The organism is Pseudomonas sp. 15A4 (assembly GCF_016925575.1).
Taxonomy (GTDB): domain Bacteria; phylum Pseudomonadota; class Gammaproteobacteria; order Pseudomonadales; family Pseudomonadaceae; genus Aquipseudomonas.
In genome coordinates, this window is the sequence record NZ_CP068986.1 from 5,609,437 (window position 1) to 5,628,960 (window position 19,524).

Annotated in this window: 12 protein-coding genes and 4 pseudogenes; 8 read left to right on the forward strand and 8 right to left on the reverse strand. The window is 62.9% G+C overall.

Going from position 1 to position 19,524, the window contains the following annotated elements; genetic code table 11:
- Nucleotides 1-69: 69 nt before the first annotated feature.
- The 3 genes from mreD to mreB form a co-directional block, all read right to left on the reverse strand.
- Nucleotides 70-561, reverse strand: coding sequence for a rod shape-determining protein MreD (mreD, locus tag JN403_RS24860; protein ID WP_065990112.1), 492 nt, complete (start codon nt 559-561; stop codon nt 70-72).
- The gene (gene mreC / locus JN403_RS24865; RefSeq protein WP_205487689.1) at nt 561-1,733 is read right to left on the reverse strand and encodes a rod shape-determining protein MreC; all 1,173 of its coding nucleotides are present in this window, start codon (nt 1,731-1,733) and stop codon (nt 561-563) included. The genes mreD and mreC overlap by 1 nt, the downstream gene beginning before the upstream one ends.
- Nucleotides 1,734-1,925: 192 nt before the next feature.
- The gene (mreB, locus tag JN403_RS24870) at nt 1,926-2,963 is read right to left on the reverse strand and encodes a rod shape-determining protein MreB (RefSeq protein ID WP_020292894.1); all 1,038 of its coding nucleotides are present in this window, start codon (nt 2,961-2,963) and stop codon (nt 1,926-1,928) included.
- A gap of 207 nt (nt 2,964-3,170) precedes the next feature.
- Between mreB and gatC the strand changes: the two genes are divergently transcribed.
- From gatC to JN403_RS24895, 5 genes and pseudogenes are all read left to right on the forward strand, one after another.
- On the forward strand, nt 3,171-3,458 hold the full coding sequence (gene gatC / locus JN403_RS24875; protein ID WP_122534975.1) for an Asp-tRNA(Asn)/Glu-tRNA(Gln) amidotransferase subunit GatC: 288 nt from the start codon (nt 3,171-3,173) through the stop codon (nt 3,456-3,458).
- Nucleotides 3,459-3,473: 15 nt separating this feature from the next.
- Nucleotides 3,474-4,924: pseudogene (gene gatA, locus JN403_RS24880) on the forward strand (Asp-tRNA(Asn)/Glu-tRNA(Gln) amidotransferase subunit GatA).
- Nucleotides 4,925-4,935: 11 nt separating this feature from the next.
- Entirely contained in the window at nt 4,936-6,381 is a 1,446-nt protein-coding gene (gene gatB / locus JN403_RS24885) for an Asp-tRNA(Asn)/Glu-tRNA(Gln) amidotransferase subunit GatB (protein WP_205484703.1), read from the forward strand.
- 151 nt (nt 6,382-6,532) lie between these two features.
- Complete coding sequence (locus tag JN403_RS24890; RefSeq protein ID WP_205484704.1) at nt 6,533-6,907, forward strand: septal ring lytic transglycosylase RlpA family protein; 375 nt, start codon at nt 6,533-6,535, stop codon at nt 6,905-6,907.
- Between the two features lie 36 nt (nt 6,908-6,943).
- Complete coding sequence (locus JN403_RS24895) at nt 6,944-8,005, forward strand: calcium/sodium antiporter (RefSeq protein WP_275900189.1); 1,062 nt, start codon at nt 6,944-6,946, stop codon at nt 8,003-8,005.
- Between the two features lie 193 nt (nt 8,006-8,198).
- On the opposite strand, the gene JN403_RS24900 is transcribed toward JN403_RS24895, so the two are convergent.
- The 5 genes and pseudogenes from JN403_RS24900 to ptsP all read right to left on the reverse strand — a co-directional run bounded on the left by JN403_RS24900 (nt 8,199) and on the right by ptsP (nt 16,837).
- Complete coding sequence (locus JN403_RS24900; RefSeq protein WP_205484705.1) at nt 8,199-9,140, reverse strand: AEC family transporter; 942 nt, start codon at nt 9,138-9,140, stop codon at nt 8,199-8,201.
- A gap of 101 nt (nt 9,141-9,241) precedes the next feature.
- A pseudogene (locus tag JN403_RS24905) lies at nt 9,242-10,803 on the reverse strand (alkaline phosphatase D family protein).
- A 489-nt stretch (nt 10,804-11,292) separates the two neighbouring features.
- Nucleotides 11,293-13,022 (reverse strand): annotated as a pseudogene (locus JN403_RS24910) (PTS fructose-like transporter subunit IIB).
- A gap of 16 nt (nt 13,023-13,038) precedes the next feature.
- Complete coding sequence (gene pfkB / locus JN403_RS24915) at nt 13,039-13,977, reverse strand: 1-phosphofructokinase (protein ID WP_205484706.1); 939 nt, start codon at nt 13,975-13,977, stop codon at nt 13,039-13,041.
- A pseudogene (ptsP, locus tag JN403_RS24920) lies at nt 13,977-16,837 on the reverse strand (phosphoenolpyruvate--protein phosphotransferase). The gene pfkB and the pseudogene ptsP overlap by 1 nt, the downstream one beginning before the upstream one ends.
- Nucleotides 16,838-17,219: 382 nt before the next feature.
- Between ptsP and cra the strand changes: the two are divergent.
- From cra to JN403_RS24935, 3 genes are all read left to right on the forward strand, one after another.
- Nucleotides 17,220-18,215: a catabolite repressor/activator gene (gene cra / locus JN403_RS24925; protein ID WP_205484707.1), complete on the forward strand. Its 996-nt coding sequence runs from the start codon at nt 17,220-17,222 to the stop codon at nt 18,213-18,215.
- A 5-nt stretch (nt 18,216-18,220) separates the two neighbouring features.
- Nucleotides 18,221-19,000 carry a TatD family hydrolase gene (locus JN403_RS24930; RefSeq protein ID WP_205484708.1) on the forward strand — a complete coding sequence of 260 codons (780 nt, stop codon included), beginning with the start codon at nt 18,221-18,223 and terminating at the stop codon, nt 18,998-19,000.
- A gap of 93 nt (nt 19,001-19,093) precedes the next feature.
- Entirely contained in the window at nt 19,094-19,522 is a 429-nt protein-coding gene (locus tag JN403_RS24935) for a low affinity iron permease family protein (RefSeq protein ID WP_192170688.1), read from the forward strand.
- Nucleotides 19,523-19,524: the final 2 nt, after the last annotated feature.

Below are 19,524 nucleotides of genomic sequence, written 5' to 3' on the forward strand. Positions count from 1 at the left end.
CCGGCCTCTTCCCGGCTGAGGCCGGTCCTACTGAGACAGACCGCAGCCGGTCCCACTGAATGGTATTGCTCAGTTGATCTTCAACCGCAGGCGCAATCCGCGCAGGCCGTAGCTGACCCATGGCCAGAGCAATGCGCTGACCAACGCCGGCAAGACCAGCGCCAGGGTCGGCTGACGGTTGCCGGTCAGGGCGCTGAGCCACAGCTGCACCAGTTGGGCGAGGCCGAAAATCACCAGGATCACCAGGCACTGCTGCCACATGGGGAACATGCGCAAACGTTGCTGCAACGAGAGCACCAGAAAGGTAATCAGCGTAAGGATCAACGCGTTCTGCCCCAGCAACGTGCCGTACAGCACGTCCTCGGCCAGCCCGAGCATCCACGCCGTGACCATGCCGATCTTGTGCGGCAGCGCCAACGCCCAGAAGGCCAGCAGCAGCGCGAGCCACAGTGGTCGAAATATTTCCATGAACTGCGGCAGCGGCGAGACGCTGAGCAGCAGGCCGATGGCGAAGGTCAACCAGACCACCCAGCCGTTTCGTGCGGGAGCGTGACGCGCCATTATTCTTCCCTCTCGCGTGGGGCGGCCGTGGTCGCAGCAGGGGTCGCCGGTCGGGTGGCGGCAGGTTTCGCCGCAGGTTTGGCGGCCGGCTTGCTGGTCGCGGGCTTGGCAGGCGTGGTTGCCGCCGGTGCGGTGGTCGCCGGAGCCGCTGCGCCATTGGCGTTGGCGGGCGTCGATGAAGCACTGTGCCCGGCAGGCTTCGGCACGGTGGCCGGAACGACCGGTTTGTTCGGCGTGGCGGCTGGGGCAGCACCGGGCACAGTGGCCGATGGCACTGCTGACGGGTCAGCCGTCTGACGATCAAGGGATTCCTGCTGCTGCGCGGCGTCGGCAGCGCGTTCTTCTGGAGAACGGCCGTCCGAGAACACCAACAGCAGATAGCGGCTGCGATTCAGCGCAGCGGTCGGCACCGCTCGCACGATGGCGAAGGGCTGGCCGGAGTCGTGAATCACTTCCTTGACCGTCGCCACCGGATAGCCCGCCGGGAACCGCTGACCCAGACCGGAGCTCACCAGCAGGTCGCCTTCCTTGATGTCGGCGGTGTCCGCCACATGGCGCAGCTCAAGACGTTCCGGGTTGCCGGTGCCGCTGGCAATCGCGCGCAGGCCGTTACGGTTCACCTGAACCGGAATGCTGTGGGTGGTGTCGGTCAGCAGCAGCACGCGAGACGTGTACGGCATCAATTCGACCACCTGCCCCATCAGGCCGCGCGCATCGAGCACCGGTTGACCGAGGACCACGCCGTCGCGCTCACCCTTGTTGATGATAATCCGGTGGGTGAACGGATTGGGGTCCATGCCGATCAGCTCGGCGACTTCGACTTTCTCGTTGACCAGTGCCGACGAATTCAGCAACTCGCGCAGACGCACGTTCTGCTCGGTCAGGGCAGCCAGCTTTTGCAGGCGGCCTTGGAGCAGCAGGTTCTCGGTCTTGAGTTTTTCGTTTTCGGCGGCGAGTTCGGTGCGGCTGCCAAACTGGCTGGCGACGCCCTGATACAGGCGCTCGGGCAGATCGGCAATCCAGTAAGACTGCATCAGCACCAGCGACATCTGGCTGCGGACAGGCTTGAGCAGGGTGAAACGCGCGTCCACGACCATGATGGCCACAGACAGCACGACCAGCACCAGTAGACGGACGCCCAGGGACGGGCCCTTGGAGAAAAGCGGTTTAATGGGCCGCTCCTTCCAGAGATGCGTGAGTGTGACTGTGCTTATTCATGCGACATGAAACCGGCCTGATGCGGGTTGATGGAAATGCAGGGCGTCAGACTTGCAACATCGCTGCGCGACGTCAACAGGTCAGACACGAACAGGCAGCACGGTGAGGTGCTGCCCGTTAAGCGCAACATGCTGCGATCCGGCGACTTATTCGCTGGAGAGCAGGTCCATGGTGTGCTTGTCCATCATTTCCAGCGCACGACCACCGCCGCGAGCGACGCAGGTCAGCGGGTCTTCAGCCACGATCACCGGCAGACCGGTTTCCTGGGCCAGCAGCTTGTCGAGATCACGCAGCAACGCGCCACCACCGGTCAGCACCAGACCGCGCTCGGCGATGTCCGAGGCCAACTCTGGCGGAGACTGCTCCAGCGCGCTCTTCACGGCCTGAACGATGGTTGCGAGGGATTCCTGCAACGCTTCCAGCACTTCATTGGAGTTCAGGGTGAAGGCACGTGGCACGCCTTCGGCCAGATTGCGACCGCGCACATCGACTTCACGCACTTCGCCGCCCGGATAGGCCGTGCCGATTTCCTGCTTGATGCGCTCGGCAGTGGATTCGCCGATCAGGCTGCCGTAGTTGCGACGCACGTAAGTGATGATCGCTTCGTCGAAACGGTCGCCACCGACACGGACGGATTCGGCATACACGACGCCGTTCAGGGAGATCAGCGCGATTTCAGTGGTACCGCCACCGATGTCGACGACCATCGAACCGCGGGCCTCTTCGACCGGCAGGCCGGCACCGATGGCCGCAGCCATTGGCTCTTCGATCAGGAAGACTTCACGTGCACCCGCGCCCAGAGCGGATTCGCGGATGGCGCGACGCTCGACCTGGGTCGATTTGCAGGGAACGCAGATCAGCACACGAGGGCTTGGCTGCAGGAAGCTGTTCTCGTGAACCTTGTTGATGAAGTACTGAAGCATTTTTTCGCAGACGCTGAAATCGGCGATGACGCCGTCTTTCATCGGGCGAATGGCGGCGATGTTGCCCGGGGTACGGCCCAGCATCCGCTTGGCTTCCATCCCGACCGCAACAACGCTCTTCTGATTTCCGTGGGTCCGAATGGCCACAACTGATGGCTCATTCAGCACAATGCCGCGCTCACGCACGTAAATAAGGGTGTTGGCAGTGCCCAGGTCGATGGAAAGATCGCTGGAAAACATGCCACGCAGTTTCTTGAACATGGGGAAAGGACCCTAGGCAACGCGTGGGTAAAAAAGTGCGGCAAACTCTAACAACGACAGGGATTTTGGGCAAGGAGCCAATATGTTAAATTGGCGGTTTTTCCGAGCACTACCCTGGTAGATCGCGGCCTTATGACCGTTTAAAGGGCGTAGTGTTCCGCAATCTGACGTACGGCTCGCGCCGTGCGCATTCCACTGGAGAACCCCATGGCGCTTGATCGCTCCGACGTGGAAAAAATCGCTCATCTGGCCCGACTGGGCCTTAATGACGCCGATATCCCGCGTACTACTGAAGCACTGAACAGCATTCTCGGGCTGATTGACCAGATGCAGGCGGTCGATACCACCGGCATCGAGCCCCTCGCGCATCCCCTTGAAGCCTCGCAACGCCTGCGTGTAGACGCCGTTACCGAGGTCAATCATCGCGACGCCTATCAAGCCATCGCACCAGCGGTCCAAGACGGCCTTTATCTGGTTCCGAAAGTCCTCGACTAAGGGAATGTGCCTGCAATGCATCAAATGACTCTGGCAGAGATCGCTCGCGGACTCGCCGATAAAAAGTTTTCTTCCGAAGAATTGACCCGCACTCTGCTGGCGCGCATCGCCCAGCTGGATCCGCAGCTCAACAGCTTCATTACCGTCACCGAAGACCTGGCGATTACCCAGGCTCAGGCCGCCGACGCCCGTCGTGCGGCAGGCGAAACCGGCGCGCTGCTGGGCGCTCCCTGGCGCACAAGGACCTCTTCTGCACCAAGGGCATTCGCACCAGCTGCGCGTCGAAGATGCTCGACAACTTCAAGGCGCCCTACGACGCCACCGTGGTTGCCAGGCTCGCCGCCGCCGGCACCGTGACCTTGGGCAAGACCAACATGGACGAATTCGCCATGGGGTCGGCCAACGAATCCAGCCATTACGGCGCGGTGAAAAACCCGTGGAACCTGGAGCACGTCCCGGGCGGCTCGTCCGGCGGTTCAGCGGCGGCGGTGGCGGCGCGTCTGCTGCCCGGCGCCACCGGCACCGACACCGGCGGTTCCATTCGCCAGCCTGCTGCACTGACCAACCTGACCGGCCTGAAGCCGACTTATGGTCGCGTGTCGCGCTGGGGCATGATCGCCTACGCCTCCAGTCTCGATCAGGCCGGCCCGATGGCGCGCACCGCTGAAGACTGCGCGCTGTTGCTGCAAGGTATGGCCGGTTTCGACGTCAACGATTCCACCAGCATCGACGAGCCCGTGCCGGATTACAGCGCCGGTCTGAATGCCTCGCTGCAAGGCCTGCGCATTGGCGTGCCGAAGGAATACTTCAGCACAGGTCTGGACCCGCGCATCGCCGATCTGATCATGGCCAGCGTCGAAGAGTTGAAAAAGCTCGGCGCCGTGGTCAAGGAAATCAGCCTGCCGAACCTGCAACACGCGATTCCGGCCTACTACGTGATCGCGCCGGCCGAGGCCTCCTCGAACCTGTCGCGTTTCGATGGCGTGCGCTTCGGCTATCGCTGCGAAGACCCGAAAGACCTCACCGATCTGTACAAGCGTTCCCGCGGTGAAGGCTTCGGCCCTGAAGTGCAGCGCCGGATCATGGTCGGCGCCTACGCGCTGTCGGCCGGTTACTACGACGCTTACTACTTGCAAGCGCAGAAGATCCGCCGCCTGATCAAGAACGACTTCATGAACGCGTTTGCCGAAGTCGACGTGATCCTCGGCCCGACCACGCCGAACCCGGCCTGGAAAATCGGCGCCAAGAACGCTGACCCGATCGCCGAGTACCTGGAAGACTTCTACACCATCACCGCCAACCTCGCGGGCCTGCCGGGTCTGTCGATGCCTGCCGGTTTCGCCGACGGCCTGCCGGTGGGCGTGCAATTGCTGGCGCCGTATTTCCAGGAAGGCCGCTTGCTGAACGTTGCCCATCAATATCAGCAAGTAACCGATTGGCACACCCGCTCGCCGGCTGGCTTCTAAGGAGAAAACACATGCAATGGGAAGTCGTCATCGGGCTGGAGATTCACACCCAGCTCACCACCCAATCGAAGATTTTCTCCGGTAGCGCCACCACGTTCGGCTCCGAGCCCAACACTCAGGCCAGCCTCGTCGACCTGGGCATGCCCGGTACGTTGCCGGTGCTGAACCAGGAAGCCGTGCAGATGGCGGTCAAGTTTGGCCTGGCCATCGACGCCGAGATCGGTCAGCACAACGTGTTCGCCCGCAAGAACTACTTCTACCCGGACCTGCCGAAGGGTTATCAGATCAGTCAGATGGAATTGCCGATCGTGGGCAAAGGCCACCTGGACATCACCCTGGAAGACGGCACCATCAAGCGCATCGGCGTGACCCGCGCCCACCTTGAAGAAGACGCCGGCAAGAGCCTGCACGAAGACTACAGCGGCATGACCGGCATCGACCTGAACCGCGCCGGTACGCCGTTGCTGGAGATCGTTTCCGAGCCGGACATGCGTTCGGCCAAAGAAGCCGTCGCCTACGTCAAGGCCATGCACGCGCTGGTTCGCTACCTCGGCATCTGCGACGGCAACATGGCCGAAGGCTCGCTGCGCTGCGACTGCAACGTGTCGATTCGTCCAAAAGGCCAGGTTGAGTACGGGACGCGCTGCGAGATCAAGAACGTCAACTCGTTCCGCTTCATCGAGAAGGCGATCAACAGCGAGATCCAGCGCCAGATCGACCTGATCGAAGACGGCGGCAAGGTCATTCAGCAGACCCGCCTGTACGACCCGAACACTAACGAAACCCGTGCCATGCGCAGCAAGGAGGAAGCCAACGACTACCGTTACTTCCCCGATCCTGACCTGTTGCCAGTGATCATCGAAGACGCATTCCTGGAGCATACCCGCGCCACGTTGCCGGAACTGCCGCCGCAGAAACGCGAGCGCTTCCAGTCGCAGTTCGGCCTGTCGCTGTACGACGCCAGCGTCCTGGCGTCCAGCCGTGAGCAGGCGGACTTCTTCGAGAAGGTGGTCAGCATTTCCGGCGACGCGAAGCTCGCGGCCAACTGGGTGATGGTCGAATTGGGTTCGTTGCTGAACAAGCAAGGCGTCGAGATCGACGAGTCGCCGGTCAGCGCTGAACAGTTGGGCGGCATGCTGCTGCGGATCAAGGACAACACCATTTCCGGCAAGATTGCCAAGATGGTGTTTGAGGGCATGGCCAATGGTGAAGGCAGCGCCGACGAGATCATCGAGCAGCGCGGGCTGAAGCAAGTCACCGACAGCGGCGCCATCGAGTCGATGCTGGACGATGTCCTCGCCGTCAACGCCGAGCAGGTCGAGCAATATCGCGCGTCCGACGAAGCCAAACGCGGCAAGATGTTCGGCTTCTTCGTCGGGCAAGCGATGAAAGCATCGAAAGGCAAGGCCAACCCGGCTCAGGTCAACGAACTGCTGAAGCGCAAGCTGGAAGGCTGAAGGCACTCAACCTGATTGCATGATTGTTCCCACGCTCTGCGTGGGAGCACCTACCCGGACGCTCCGCGTCTGTTTTGTAACGCAGAGCGTCACCCTTTGCATTCCCACGCGGCGCGTGGGAACGATCAATCCCGGATCAGGACCCTGCCCCATGCAGCGAATCCTCGGCGCTTGCGCCCTGCTCTCTCTGCTGGCCGGCTGCGCCAGTGACGGCATCATCGACCCGCACGGTTACAACGCCACCGGCGGCGCCTCGTACTACGGCTCGCAACATCATGGTCAGCGCACCGCCAGCGGTGAACGCTTCGACGCCAATTCCCTGACCGCCGCGCACCGGCAACTGCCGTTCGGCACGCGCGTGCAAGTCACCAACCTGGACAACGACCGCAAGGTCATTGTCCGTATCAACGACCGCGGCCCGCACACCCGGGGGCGGCTGATCGATGTGTCACGTGCAGCCGCCGCGCAATTGGGTATGCTGCGCAGCGGAACCGCCCACGTGCGGGTACAAGCCCTCGACGACTGACTGGTGCCCTGAATTCTCGCCCTAACGAATCTTCCCCTGCCTACGCTCATCGAGCTGGCGTGCGGCCTGCTGTTGATGATCCTCGGCGCGCAACTGTCGGTGCGCGCTGCCGTGGCCCTGGCCGCCCTGCTCAAAACCCGCCCTCTGTTTCTCGGCCTGACCGTCGTTGCGCTGGGCAGCAGCGCCCCGCAACTGGCGGTCGGGCTGCAAGCGGCGTTCACTGACAGCACCGACATTGCGGTGGGCAGCGTCATCGGCAGCAATATCTTCAACGTGCTGGTCACGCTGGGGCTGTCTGCCCTGATCATCCCCCTGCGCGTGGCCCGGCAACTGGTGCGCGTTGATTTGCCATTGATGATCGCTGCCACCGCCCTGGTTGCAGCGCTGGCGTGGAATGGCGAGTTGAGCGCGCTGGATGGCGTCGTGCTGTTGCTGGCCATGGCGGCGTATCTGTTCGTCGTGGTGCGCCAGTTCGCCCACGGCGCGCGGCATGTGGCGAGGACGGACCTTGAGCCGCGTCGTCGCGTCACGCCGCTGCTGGGTCGACTGGCGCTGATGGCCTGCGGCCTGGCCCTGCTGACCTTTGGCAGTCATCTGCTGGTCGGCGCGGCGGTCTCGGTGGCCCTGGATCTGGGCCTGTCGGAGCGGGTGATCGGCCTGACCGTGATCGCCGTTGCGACCTCGCTGCCCGCGCTGATGACCTCGCTCATCGCAGCCTTGCGTGGCGAGCGCGATATCGCGGTGGGCAACATCATCGGCAGTAATCTGTTCAACCTGCTGGGTGTGCTCGGCATCACGGCGCTGATTTCCACCGCGCCGTTATCGATCTCGCCCAATGCGCTGGATTTCGATTTGCCGGTGATGCTGGGCGTCGCGGCGCTGTGCGTGCCGCTGTTCTATTCGGGGTACCGGATCACCCGGCTGGAGGGGCTGCTGCTGCTCGGGCTGTACGCGGTGTATGGGCTGCACATCGTGGCGTTTACCACGGGCATGCCACTGGCCGAGCGACTGGAGCGCCTGATGATTCACTACGCGCTGCCGGTAATCGCCCTGTGCATCGTGGTGGGTACGGTGCGAGCATGGCGGCGTCAGCACTAAGCCCTGAAAAATCGTAGGGGCTCGCGAATGGTGGGAGCGAGCTTGCTCGCGAATGCGCAGGGACATCCACCAAATCTTCAGCGGCTGAAGTGACGTCTTCGTGAGCAAGCTCACTCCCACACGGAAAGTGATTGCTGCGCGAAAGCTTGGCGTACGGACGACAGCTATCTCCCACCCTTCAGCGCCGGGATTCCTAAATCCACCCGCCCCACTGCAGGATGAAAATCCCGATATTGGTGGTAACCGCCGCTGCCAAGGTGGTCATGACAATGATCGACGCCGCCAGCTCGTGATTGCCATTGGCCGCGCGGACCATGACGAAACTGGCCGATGCGGTCGGGGCGCCAAAGTACAGAAACAGAATACCCAGCTCCGCATGACGGAAGCCCAGCAACCACGCGCCCAGCGTGCAGATCAGCGGCAGCCAGACCATCTTCATCAGGCTCGCGCTGATCGCCAGCGTGCCGCTATCCCGCAACGACTTCAACGACAGCGTGCCGCCGATGCACATCAGCGCCAGCGGCAGAGTCATCTGCGCCAGATAGCTGCCGGACGTGTCGAGCCATTTGGGGAGCGGGATCTGGAAGTAGGCGAACGGCGCCGCAATGACAATGCTGATGATCAGCGGATTGGCCATGACGCTCTTGGTAATGCTCCACGGGTCGGACTTGATGACCGGGCTGTAGACCGCCAGCACAACGGTGGACAGGGTGTTGTAGAAAAGAATGACCAGCGCGGCGAGGATCGCACCCAGGGAAATGCCATAGTCGCCGTACATGCTCGCGGCCAGGGCGAGGCCAATGACACCGTTGTTACCGCGAAACGCGCCTTGGGTGTACGTGCCTCGTTCGGCGAACGGCACGCGGTAGATGGCCCAGCCCCACGACAACGCAAAACCCGCCAGCGTGGCGACGATGAAGTAAATCAACACGCCTGGCTGAAACGCCGCGTGCAGGTCAGCGTGAATGATCCCCAGAAACAGCAGTGCCGGCATGGTGCAGTTGAACACCAACGAGGAAGCGGTGTGAATGAAGCTGTCGTTGATCCAGCCCACGCGCTTGAGCAATACGCCAAGAAACAACATCGCGAAGACCGGCGCGGTGATGTTCAGGGTTTCCAGAAAGATTGCCAGCATGCACGCCAAACCCTGAGCCGTCGTTAGGTGGCTAATGATAGGCCAGCGGCGCGGGAAGTGTTACCGGCAATTGCGCAGTGGTCGTACAACCCAAGGATGCGTCAGGCGATGGGCGCGGGTTGCAGCGTCTTCTCAAACACCGAAACCCCGTCCAGATCCCGCAGCGTCACGGTCATCTCCCCGCTCTGGCCATCGATGTTCACCTCACCAAAAAACTGGAACCCGGCAAACGGCGAGGTGTTCTGCGCCGGCGGCGCCTTCTGGAACACCAACTCAGGCCCGAAGGTCTTGTCGAGTGTGTTAGGTCCGAAACTGCCTGCATTGAGTGGCCCCGCGACAAACTCCCAGAACGGGTCGAAATCCTGGAACACCGCTTGATCCGGGTGGTAGTGGTGTGCCGCGCAGTAATGCACATCGGCCGTGAGCCAGACGGTGTCGCGCACCTTCTGCTGGCGCAGGAAACCCAGCAGCTCGGCGACCTCCAGTTCGCGGCCCTTTGGCGCGCCATTTTCACCGTTGGCGATCGCCTCCCAGCGCATCACGCCGGGGCTGATCTCGCCGTCGGGCACGCCGAGGCCGATAGGCATGTCGGCGGCAATGACTTTCCACTGAGCGCCGGACGCTTGAAGTTCGCGCTTGAGCCAGTCCAGTTGCTCGCGGCCCAGGAAGGCGGTGGTCGGCCCGGGCTTGTCGGCCAGATTGGCGTCGTTGCCGTCGCGGTGGCTGCGCATGTCGAGCACGAACACGTCCAGCATCGGGCCGTAAGCGATCTTGCGATAGACACGCCCGCCGTTGTCGGCGCTCTGCAGGCGCATAGGGGAGTATTCGAGAAACGCCTGACGCCCGCGGGATGCCAACAGTTGGATGTCTTTGACCTTGTAGCGGTCGTCGAGCTGCTTGCTCGGTGACCAGTTGTTGGTCACTTCGTGGTCGTCCCACTGCCAGATCTGCGGGACCTCGGCGTTGAAGCGCCGCAGGTTCTCGTCCATCAGGTTGTAGCGGTAGGCGCCGCGGTATTCGTCGAGGGTTTCCGCGACCTTGCTCTTCTCTTCAGTGGTGATGTTGCGCCAGATGCGCCCGCCTTCGGTGACCACTTCGGCGGGCACCGGGCCGTCGGCGTAAATGGTGTCGCCGCTGTGGATGAAGAAGTCCGGCAAGCGCAGGCGCATGGCCTCATAGATGCGCATGCCGCCGATCTCGGGGTTGATGCCGAAGCCCTGGCCGACGGTGTCACCGCTCCAGACGAAGCGGATGTTGCGGCGACTGACCGGCACGCTGCGCAGGTGGCCGAACCAGGGTTCGCTGGCGACGCCGGTTTGCGCGTCTTCAAAAACACGCGGTAGAAGATGGCTTGATCCGCCGGCAGACCGGTCAGTTCGACGCGAGCGGTGAAGTCCGTGCGCTGGTCGGCGAGCAGCGAGACCGTGCGGCGGGGGTTGCTAAACATGCTGCGGGTGTCCCATTCGACCACCATGCGCGCCGGCCGGTCGCTGCGACTCCAGACCATGGCGCGGTCGCCGAGCACATCGCCGGACTGCACGCCGTCGGTCATCTTCGGGCGATCCTTCACCGAGGCAATGACCGCCGGCGCAAGCCCCGGCAACAACAATCCGGCGCCAGCGGCCTGGATGATACGGCGGCGAGTCAGGTCGAACCGGGACATGTTTATCCTCCTCAAGGGAATCCAAAAGGAGGACGCTAGCAGCGGATTGTTTGCGGGAGATGACAGGGCCGTGGGGTGAGGCTGAATGTTGACCCTGGCTGGCACAAAATCCAGTGCCATACTTCGCCCTGTGGGAGCGAGCTTGCTCGCGAAGAGGCCCGAACATCCGACACATCTCCGGAAGCCGGACCGCGCACTTGTAGGACTGGCTTTAGCCGGGAAGGCGTCAGCATTCACACCAAAAATCTGATGGCGAAAACACCGGCCTCTTCCCGGCTAAAGCCGGTCCCACTGACCGCATGCACTTTGTAGACTGGCTTTAGCCGGGAAGGCGTCGGTATTCACACCGCATTTTTTGATGGTGTGCCGACGGGCCTCTTCCCGGCTGAAGCCGGTCCTACAAAAGCATCGCGTGCATCCAACAGGACCGGCTGGAGCCACAATTTGTAGGACCGGCTTTAGCCGGGAAGAGGCCGGTGCGGTCGGCGATTACGCGCCGGCGGGCACCGCGTCCAGCTCTGCCGTTTCCGGTCGTTTCAGCAGCGCGTACAGCACGCCCGTCACGACGCTGCCCGCCACGATCGCCAGCAGATACAGCAGCGCATGGTTAATCGCATTCGGGATCAGCAGCACGAACAACCCACCGTGGGGCGCCATGAGTTTGCAGCCGAAGAGCATCGACAGGGCACCGGTCAGCGCGCCACCGACGATGCTCGCCGGAATCACCCGCAGCGGGTCTTTCGCCGCAAACGGAATCGCGCCTTCGGAGATGAAGCACAGCCCCAGCACGAACGCCGCTTTGCCCGCCTCACGCTCACTCTGGGCAAACTTGCGCCGGGCGATCAATGCCGCGATGCCCATGCCAATCGGCGGCACCATGCCAGCCGCCATGGTTGCCGCCATCGGCGCGCCGCTGCTCGAGGCCAGCAAGCCCACCGAAAACGCATAGGACGCTTTATTGATCGGCCCACCCAGATCCACGCACATCATCGCGCCCAGCAGCACGCCGAGCAGCACCGCGTTGGCCGTGCCCATGGTGTCGAGGAAGTGGGTCAGCCCTTCGAGCATACCGGCCACCGGCTTGCCCACCACGTAGATCATCACCAGACCGGTGAACAGGCTCGCCAGCAGCGGAATGATCAGAATCGGCTTCAGCGCTTCGACACTGGCCGGCAACTTCGCGTAGCGATTCACCGCCCAGGCGCTGTAACCCGCCAGGAATCCCGCGATGATGCCGCCAATGAAGCCCGCGCCCAAGGTGCTCGCCAGCAGACCACCGATCATCCCCGGCGCAAGGCCCGGACGGTCGGCAATGGAATAAGCGATGTAACCGGCCAGCAACGGCACCATCAACTGGAACGCCGCGCCCGCGCCGATCTGTTTCAAGGCTGCCGCCAGCGTGCCCGGTTCTTCCGCCGCATGAATGCCGAACACGAACGACAGTGCGATCAGCAAACCGCCCGCCACCACCATCGGCAGCATGAAAGACACGCCGGTGAGCAGGTGTTTGTAGACGCCGGTCTTTTCCTTTTGGAAGAGGCCTTGGACGTTGAAGCCGTGGACTCAACCTCCGCCTCCGCCAGCGCTTTCTTCAGCGTCGCTTCAGCTTGCTTGAGCGCAATACCGGTGCCGCAGCGATAGATGCGCTTGCCGGCAAAACGCTCGGTGGCGACTTCGATATCACACGCCAGCAGCACCACATCGGCGTCGGCGATGGCCTGGGCGCTGAGCGGGTTACGCGCACCGACCGAGCCCTGGGTTTCCACCTGCAGTTCATAGCCGAGCTTTTTGGCTGCCTGCTGAATCGCCTCGGCCGCCATAAAGGTGTGGGCAACGCCGGTCGGGCACGCTGTCACCGCCACCAGACGCGGCTGCGCGCTGGAAGCAGTCGGCGCAGCAGAAGTCGCGGTGTGCTCGCTGGCCAGCGCCGCCGCTGAACGCAGAAAGCCATCGGCGTCCTGCAATGCTTGGGCGGGCGTGGCCTGGTACAGGCGCTTGCCGGCGAAGCGCGCCAGGTCCAGCGCGCCGGTGTTGACGACCAGAACCCAGTCGGCCGCTTCGATCTCGCCCGGCGACAGTTGCTTCTCCGGATGACGCGGATCATGGATCTCGACGCTGGTGCTCCAACCCTGGCGCTGGGCCGCTGCATCCAGCAGACGTGCACTGAGGACGCTGCTGATTTTGCCGTTCGGACAGGCCGTAACGATGGCTAACTTCATCACACTTCCTCTCTTGTTATGCCGTCAGGGCGCGGACGTTGACGCCGCTTTCCAGACGTTTCAATTGCGCCGGATCATTGATGCCGAAGCCGATCTGAGTCACGGCCATGGCCGCAATGGCCGTGGCAGTTCGCAAGGTTTGCTCGGGTTTGTGTCCAGACAGCAAGCCGTGGACCATCCCGGCCAACAGCGAATCCCCCGCGCCGACGGTGCTGGCGACGGTGACTTTGGGCGGCAGTGCCTGCAACGCCACGTTGGAACTGAACCAGTGAACGCCCTCCGAGCCTTGGGAAATCACCACGTGCTCAATGCCACGCTGGCGCAGATCGGCCGCCGCCTCGGCTTGCGCAGCGATGGAAATGATCGGCGCATCAAGGGCGTCGGCCAGTTCTTCGGTATTGGGCTTGATCATCCACGGCGACGCTTCCAGGCCGGCGCGCAACGCTTCGCCGCTAGTGTCCAGCGCCACTTTCAAACCCATGGCGTTGAGGCGCAGCAACAGCGTTTTCAGCCACTGCGCGCTGACGCCGCGGGGCAGACTGCCGGCCACGACCACCGCATCAAAACTCGCCGCGATCTGTTCAACCCGAGCGGCCAGCGCCTGTTGCGCCTGAAGGCTGACTTCCGGGCCCGGGCCGTTGAGGTCGGTGATACGCCCGCTGCTTTCCGCCAGTTTGATGTTGCTGCGCGTCTCGCCCGGCACCCGCACGAACTCATCGACGAAGCCGCGCTTGGCGAACAGGGTTTCGAACGGCTGCTGGTTGTCGACGCCGAGGAAGCCCGCGACGGTCAGCTCGTGCCCCAGATCAGCCAACACCTGGGCGACGTTGATGCCCTTGCCCGCCGCGTGGCTGAGCATGGCGTCGCTGCGGTTGACCTGGCCGATCTGTAAGGGGCCCAACTGCACGGTCAGGTCCAGCGCCGGGTTCATGGTCAATGTCAGAATTTTCGCCATTACAGCCCCTCCACGAGGGCACGCACGTCCGCCGCGCTGCCAACGGCCAGGGCCGCCTGCGCAAGTTTTCGGGCTTCGATCAGATTCAATTCACGGACGCAGGCTTTGACTTCGCCGATGCTCCGCGCCGAGACGCTCAATTCATCCACACCCAGGCCGACCAGCACCGGCACGGCCAGCGGGTCGGCGGCCAACTCACCGCAGACGCCCACCCACTTGCCATGGGCATGGGCCGCACGCACGGTGATGTCGATCAGTTGCAACACCGCCGGGTGCAGGCCATCGGCCTGGGCGGACAGAGTCGGGTGACCGCGGTCGATCGCCATCGTGTACTGGGTCAGGTCGTTGGTGCCGACGCTGAAGAAGTCCACTTCCTTGGCCAGCACCGGCGCCAGCAACGCCGCCGACGGCACTTCGATCATGATCCCCAGTTGCAGGTCGGCCACCGGGATCTCCAGACGCAGGCGCTCGGTCATGTCCCGGGCCTGACGCCATTCTTCAACGGTGCCCACCATCGGGAACATGATGCGCAGCGGGCGATTGTCCGCCGCACGCAGCAACGCACGCAGCTGGCTTTCCATGATGTCCGGGCGTTGCAAGGTCAGGCGAATGCCGCGCACGCCGAGAAACGGGTTTTCTTCCTTATCGATGGGCCAGTACGGCAGCGGTTTGTCGCCGCCGACGTCCAGGGTGCGAACCACCAGCGGGCGACCCTCGAGATCAGTGAGCACGCGGCGGTATTCCGCTTCCTGGGTCGCTTCATCCGGCGCGGAGCTGTGGGCCATGAACAGCAATTCGGTACGCAGCAGACCAATCCCTTCGGCGCCCTGCTCCACCGCGGCCGGCGTGCCGGCGCTGTCTCCGATGTTGGCGAAGACCTCAACGGCGTGGCCGTCTTGGGTGATCGCTGGCTCCATGCGCAGGGCAGCGGCAGCCTTGAGGCGTTGCTCGCGGGTGTCACGGTCTTGCAAGGCGCGCTGCAGGGTCGCTTCGTCGGGCGCAACGTCGAGACGCCCGCGCTGGCCGTCAATCAACAACTGGGTGCCGGATTTGATCAGCAACACCGCATCGCCCGCACCCACCAGGGCCGGGATGCCCAGCGCCCGGGCAACGATGGCGCTGTGGGCCGTGGCGCCGCCGCGGGCGGTGAGAATGCCGGCGACACGGGCAGGGTCCAGACGCGCGACGTCGGACGGACCGACTTCATCCATCACCAGAATGTACGGTTCTTCCGGCTCAACCAGGTCTTCGACGCCGCAGATCTGCGCCAGCACCCGGCGGCCGACATCCCGCAAGTCAGCGGCACGCTCGGCCAGCAGCGCGTCTTTCAGCTGTTCCTGCTGACGCGCAGCGGCCTCGATCACGTTCATCCACGCGGCAGCGGCGCTTTCGCCTTGTTTCAGGCGCTGGGCCACTTCGTCGACCAGCTCGGGGTCGGCGAGCATTTCCTGGTGGGTGACGAAAATCTCGCGAATGGCCTTCGCCGTGCTGCGTTGAATCAATTGCTCGATGTCGACGCGCACCTGCGCCAGCGCGCTGTGCAGACGTTCGTGTTCGACGCTTTGCGATTCGCCCTGTGCCGGGTAATCGAACACCGGCAGAACATGCACGTGGGCCGGGCCGACGGCGATGCCGGGCGCAGCAGGCACGGCCTGAACCTGAGTGCCTGCGGCGGGGGCGCTGAGGGTTTTTTCAACAACCGCCGTGGCTGGCTTGACTTCGGTATGGGTCGGCAACGGCTCGATTTCTTCGCCCAGGCCTTCGAGCACCGCAGCAATCAAAGCGGGCAAGGCGTCGGCAGCAATGGTCGGCTCGGCAATGAACTCAAGGGACTGACCGCGCTGCACGCCGAGGCTCAGCAGTTTACTCAGGCTCTTGGCCGACACAGGATTTTCGGTGCCGTCGACGATGCGCACGCGAATGTCGCCGTCAAAGCCCTTGGCCAGTTGCGCGAGGATTTTGCGGGACGCGCATGCAGGCCGTGGGCATTGGCCAGGGTCACGCGCTCGCTCGGCCAGTCGGGCGGCACCTCGCCGCCCAATGCCTGAAGCACCGCGCGACTGCTGGTCGCTTCACCCAGTACGTGGCCGCGACCTTCGATCAGCAAGGCGCACAAACGTTCGAGCAACGCCTGGTGGGACTCACCCAGACTCGCCAGACAGAACAGCCCGGTCAGCGACTGGCCCAGATGACGCATGGGTTTGTCCGGCGTAACAAAGGCCAGGCCGGGCTTGTTGACCATCTGCTCGCTGTGCAGCCACCAGAGGCCTTCGCCTAACGGCAGCGGCTCGACCTGCTGCAGCACCGCCGCGAAACCGTTGTTCACGCACTCGGCCTTGCGCAGCAGACGCGCGCCGCGCCAGACCAGCTCTTCGAAATCGTCGACCATGACGCCCAGGCTGATCATCTGAGCATCGAGGGCCAGTTCCTGCGGCGCGCCTTGCAGCAATTTGAGCAGCGACTCGGGATCCTTCGCCTGACGCAGCGCTTCGCCCAGGTCGTTTTCACCCAGGGCGCGGGTCAGCAGTTGAAGCAAGCGCAAATGCTCGTCGGACTTGGCAGCGATGCCGATGGCCAGATAGACCATTTGCCCGTCGCCCCAGTCCACCCCCTCGGGGAATTGCATCAGGCGCACGCCGGTGGCGAACACCTGGTCGCGGGTCTGCGGCGTGCCGTGGGGAATGGCGATGCCTTGCCCCAGAAAAGTCGAACCCTGTTGCTCACGCGCCTGCAAGCCTGCAAGGTAGCCGGGAGCCACCAGGCCATCGGCGACAAGCAAGTCAGCCAGCAGTTGCAACGCGGCGGGCTTGTCCACCGCCGACTGGTCCATGGAAATTTGCTCTATGGTCAGCTCGAGCATTGCGTTCTCCTGTGCTGCGCGGGGTCGCGCCAGATTCTTGTTGTAGGACCGGTCGTACACACCGATGACTTACGGTTTGCTACTAATGAATGCGTAAACTCACATTGATACTTCGACTCAGCCCCGCCTTAGGCAAAGAACAGGGCAGAAGGCGCCATAAACAGGCCTGCTGAATCGTTTAATCTAGCGTGCCGCGCACGTTACTTGATAATCCATGCGGATTGAAGCTCATCCGGTCGAATCGTGTAGGAAACATCCTTCGCGGCACACACGCTTCCTACGCGACAACGGTCTGCTGTCATGATGGCTGTTAATCGGTGAAAATCCCTGCCACGGTAGTTCAGCTCTCACTTCTGCTTCTCATCACGAAAGGATGCCCGGCTTGAAACTCAGTGATATTGCGCGTCTGGCCGGCGTTTCTGTGACCACGGCCAGCTACGTGATCAACGGAAAGGCCGAACAGCAACGCATCAGCAGTGCGACGGTCGAGCGCGTGCGCGCGGTGGTCGACGCCCACGGCTTCCGGCCCAACCCGCAAGCGGCCGGGCTGCGCAGCCGGCATACCCGGACCCTTGGCTTCATCCTGCCCGATCTGGAGAACCCCAGTTACGCGCGCATCGCCAAGCAACTGGAACAGGGTGCCCGCGCGCGTGGTTACCAATTGCTGATCGCCAGTTCAGACGACGATCCCATCAGCGAGTTGCAGTTGTTGCAGCTGTTTCGCGCGCGACGCTGCGATGCGCTGTTCGTCGCCAGTTGCCTGCCGGCCAGCGATGACAGCTACCGCGCGCTGCAGCAGCAAGGGACGCCGGTCATCGCCATCGACCGGGAGATGGACCCGGCGCACTTCTGCTCGGTGGTCAGCGATGACCATGACGCCAGCCAGCAACTGACCCGCAGCCTGCTGGAGATCAAGCCGCGGCACATCGCCCTGATCGGCGCGCGGCCGGAGCTGAGCGTCAGTCAGGCGCGGGCCAGTGGCTTCGAAGATGCGCTGGAGGGTTTCGAAGGCTCGGTGATCATCGAACACGGCGACGCGTTCAGCCGTGACTGCGGCCAGCAACTCGCCAGCGAGATGCTTGATCGCCTGGGGTATTTCCCCGACGCGCTGATTACGACGTCCTATGTCCTGCTGCAAGGGGTGTTCGATTTGCTGCACCAGCGCCGCCTGAATCCGGACCAACTTCACCTGGGCACGTTCGGTGACACGCAGTTGCTGGATTTCCTGCCGTTGCCGGTCAATGCCATGGCCCAGCAGCACCATCTGATCGCTGAAAAAGCCCTGGCCCTGGCGTTGTCGGCCATCGAGCAGGATCAGTACGAGCCAGGCGTGCATGCCATCGTGCGGACATTCAAACAACGGATTCACGAGGCGTAAGCAACGTGCGACTGATCGACACCCACACGCACCTGGATTTCGATGACTTCGACGCCGACCGCGACGCCGTCCTCGCCAACAGCCGGCAGTTGGGTGTCGAGCGCATCGTGGTGCTGGGCGTTTACCAGCGCAATCTGCAGCGGGTGTGGGATCTGGCGATCAGCGAGCCTTCGGTGTACGCCGCGCTGGGTCTGCACCCTGTGTTCCTCGAAGAACATCAGCCCGAGCATATGCAGCAGATGCGCGACTGGCTGACGCGTCTGGCCGGGCATCCCAAGCTCTGCGCCGTGGGTGAAATCGGTCTGGATTACTACATCGAATCCCTGGACCGCCCGCGGCAACAGACGTTGCTTGACCAGCAGTTGCAGCTGGCGGCCGACTTCAACCTCCCTGCCCTGCTCCACGTGCGCCGCAGCCACGCCGACACCATTGCCGCGCTCAAGCGCTTCAAGCTCAAGCGCTGCGGCATCGTTCACGCCTTCGCCGGCAGCCGCGAAGAAGCCCGGGAATACATCAAGCTGGGTTACAAGCTGGGGCTGGGCGGTGCGGCGACGTGGCCGCAGGCGTTGCGCATGCACCGGGTGATCGCCGATCTGCCGTTGGAAAGCGTCGTGCTGGAAACCGACTCCCCGGACATGGCGCCGGCAATGTTTCCGGGCATGCGCAACAGCCCCGAGCACCTTCCCGATATATGCGCGGCCATCGCCGAACTGATGAAAATCCCTGCGGACAAACTGGCCGCAGCGAGCACCGCCAATGCGTGTGAAGTGTTCGGCTGGGACTGAAACCTGTCGCCGATTTCATGTTGCGATAAGAAATTTCAAAGACTTAGCGTGGTCCCTTGGGTATCTCTCTTGGTTAACTAAGGAAACCCGTTAATGAAATTCTCGAAGTTCGCGCAGGCCTTGTCGCAGTGGTCCGGCAGCCCACGAACCTTCCTCGTGGCGATTGCGCTGATCTGTGTGTGGGCCGTGACCGGGCCATTCTTCCACTACAACGACACTTGGCAGCTGATCATCAACACGTCCACCACCATCATTACCTTCCTGATGGTTTTTCTGATTCAGAACACCCAGAACCGCGACACCGATGAGATGCATATCAAGATCGACGAACTGCTGCGCGTGACGAAAGACGCGCAGAACGCCGTGCTGAGTCTGGATAATCTTGATCAGAAGGAATTGCACGCGCTGCGCAAGAAATACAAGGCGATGGGCGAAGGCGTGGAGTTTGATCACACCGAGGCGTTTCCGGAACCGGAGCCTGAGGCGGGTGAAGAGAAAGCGGGGTTGGTGACTAGCCGCTGATG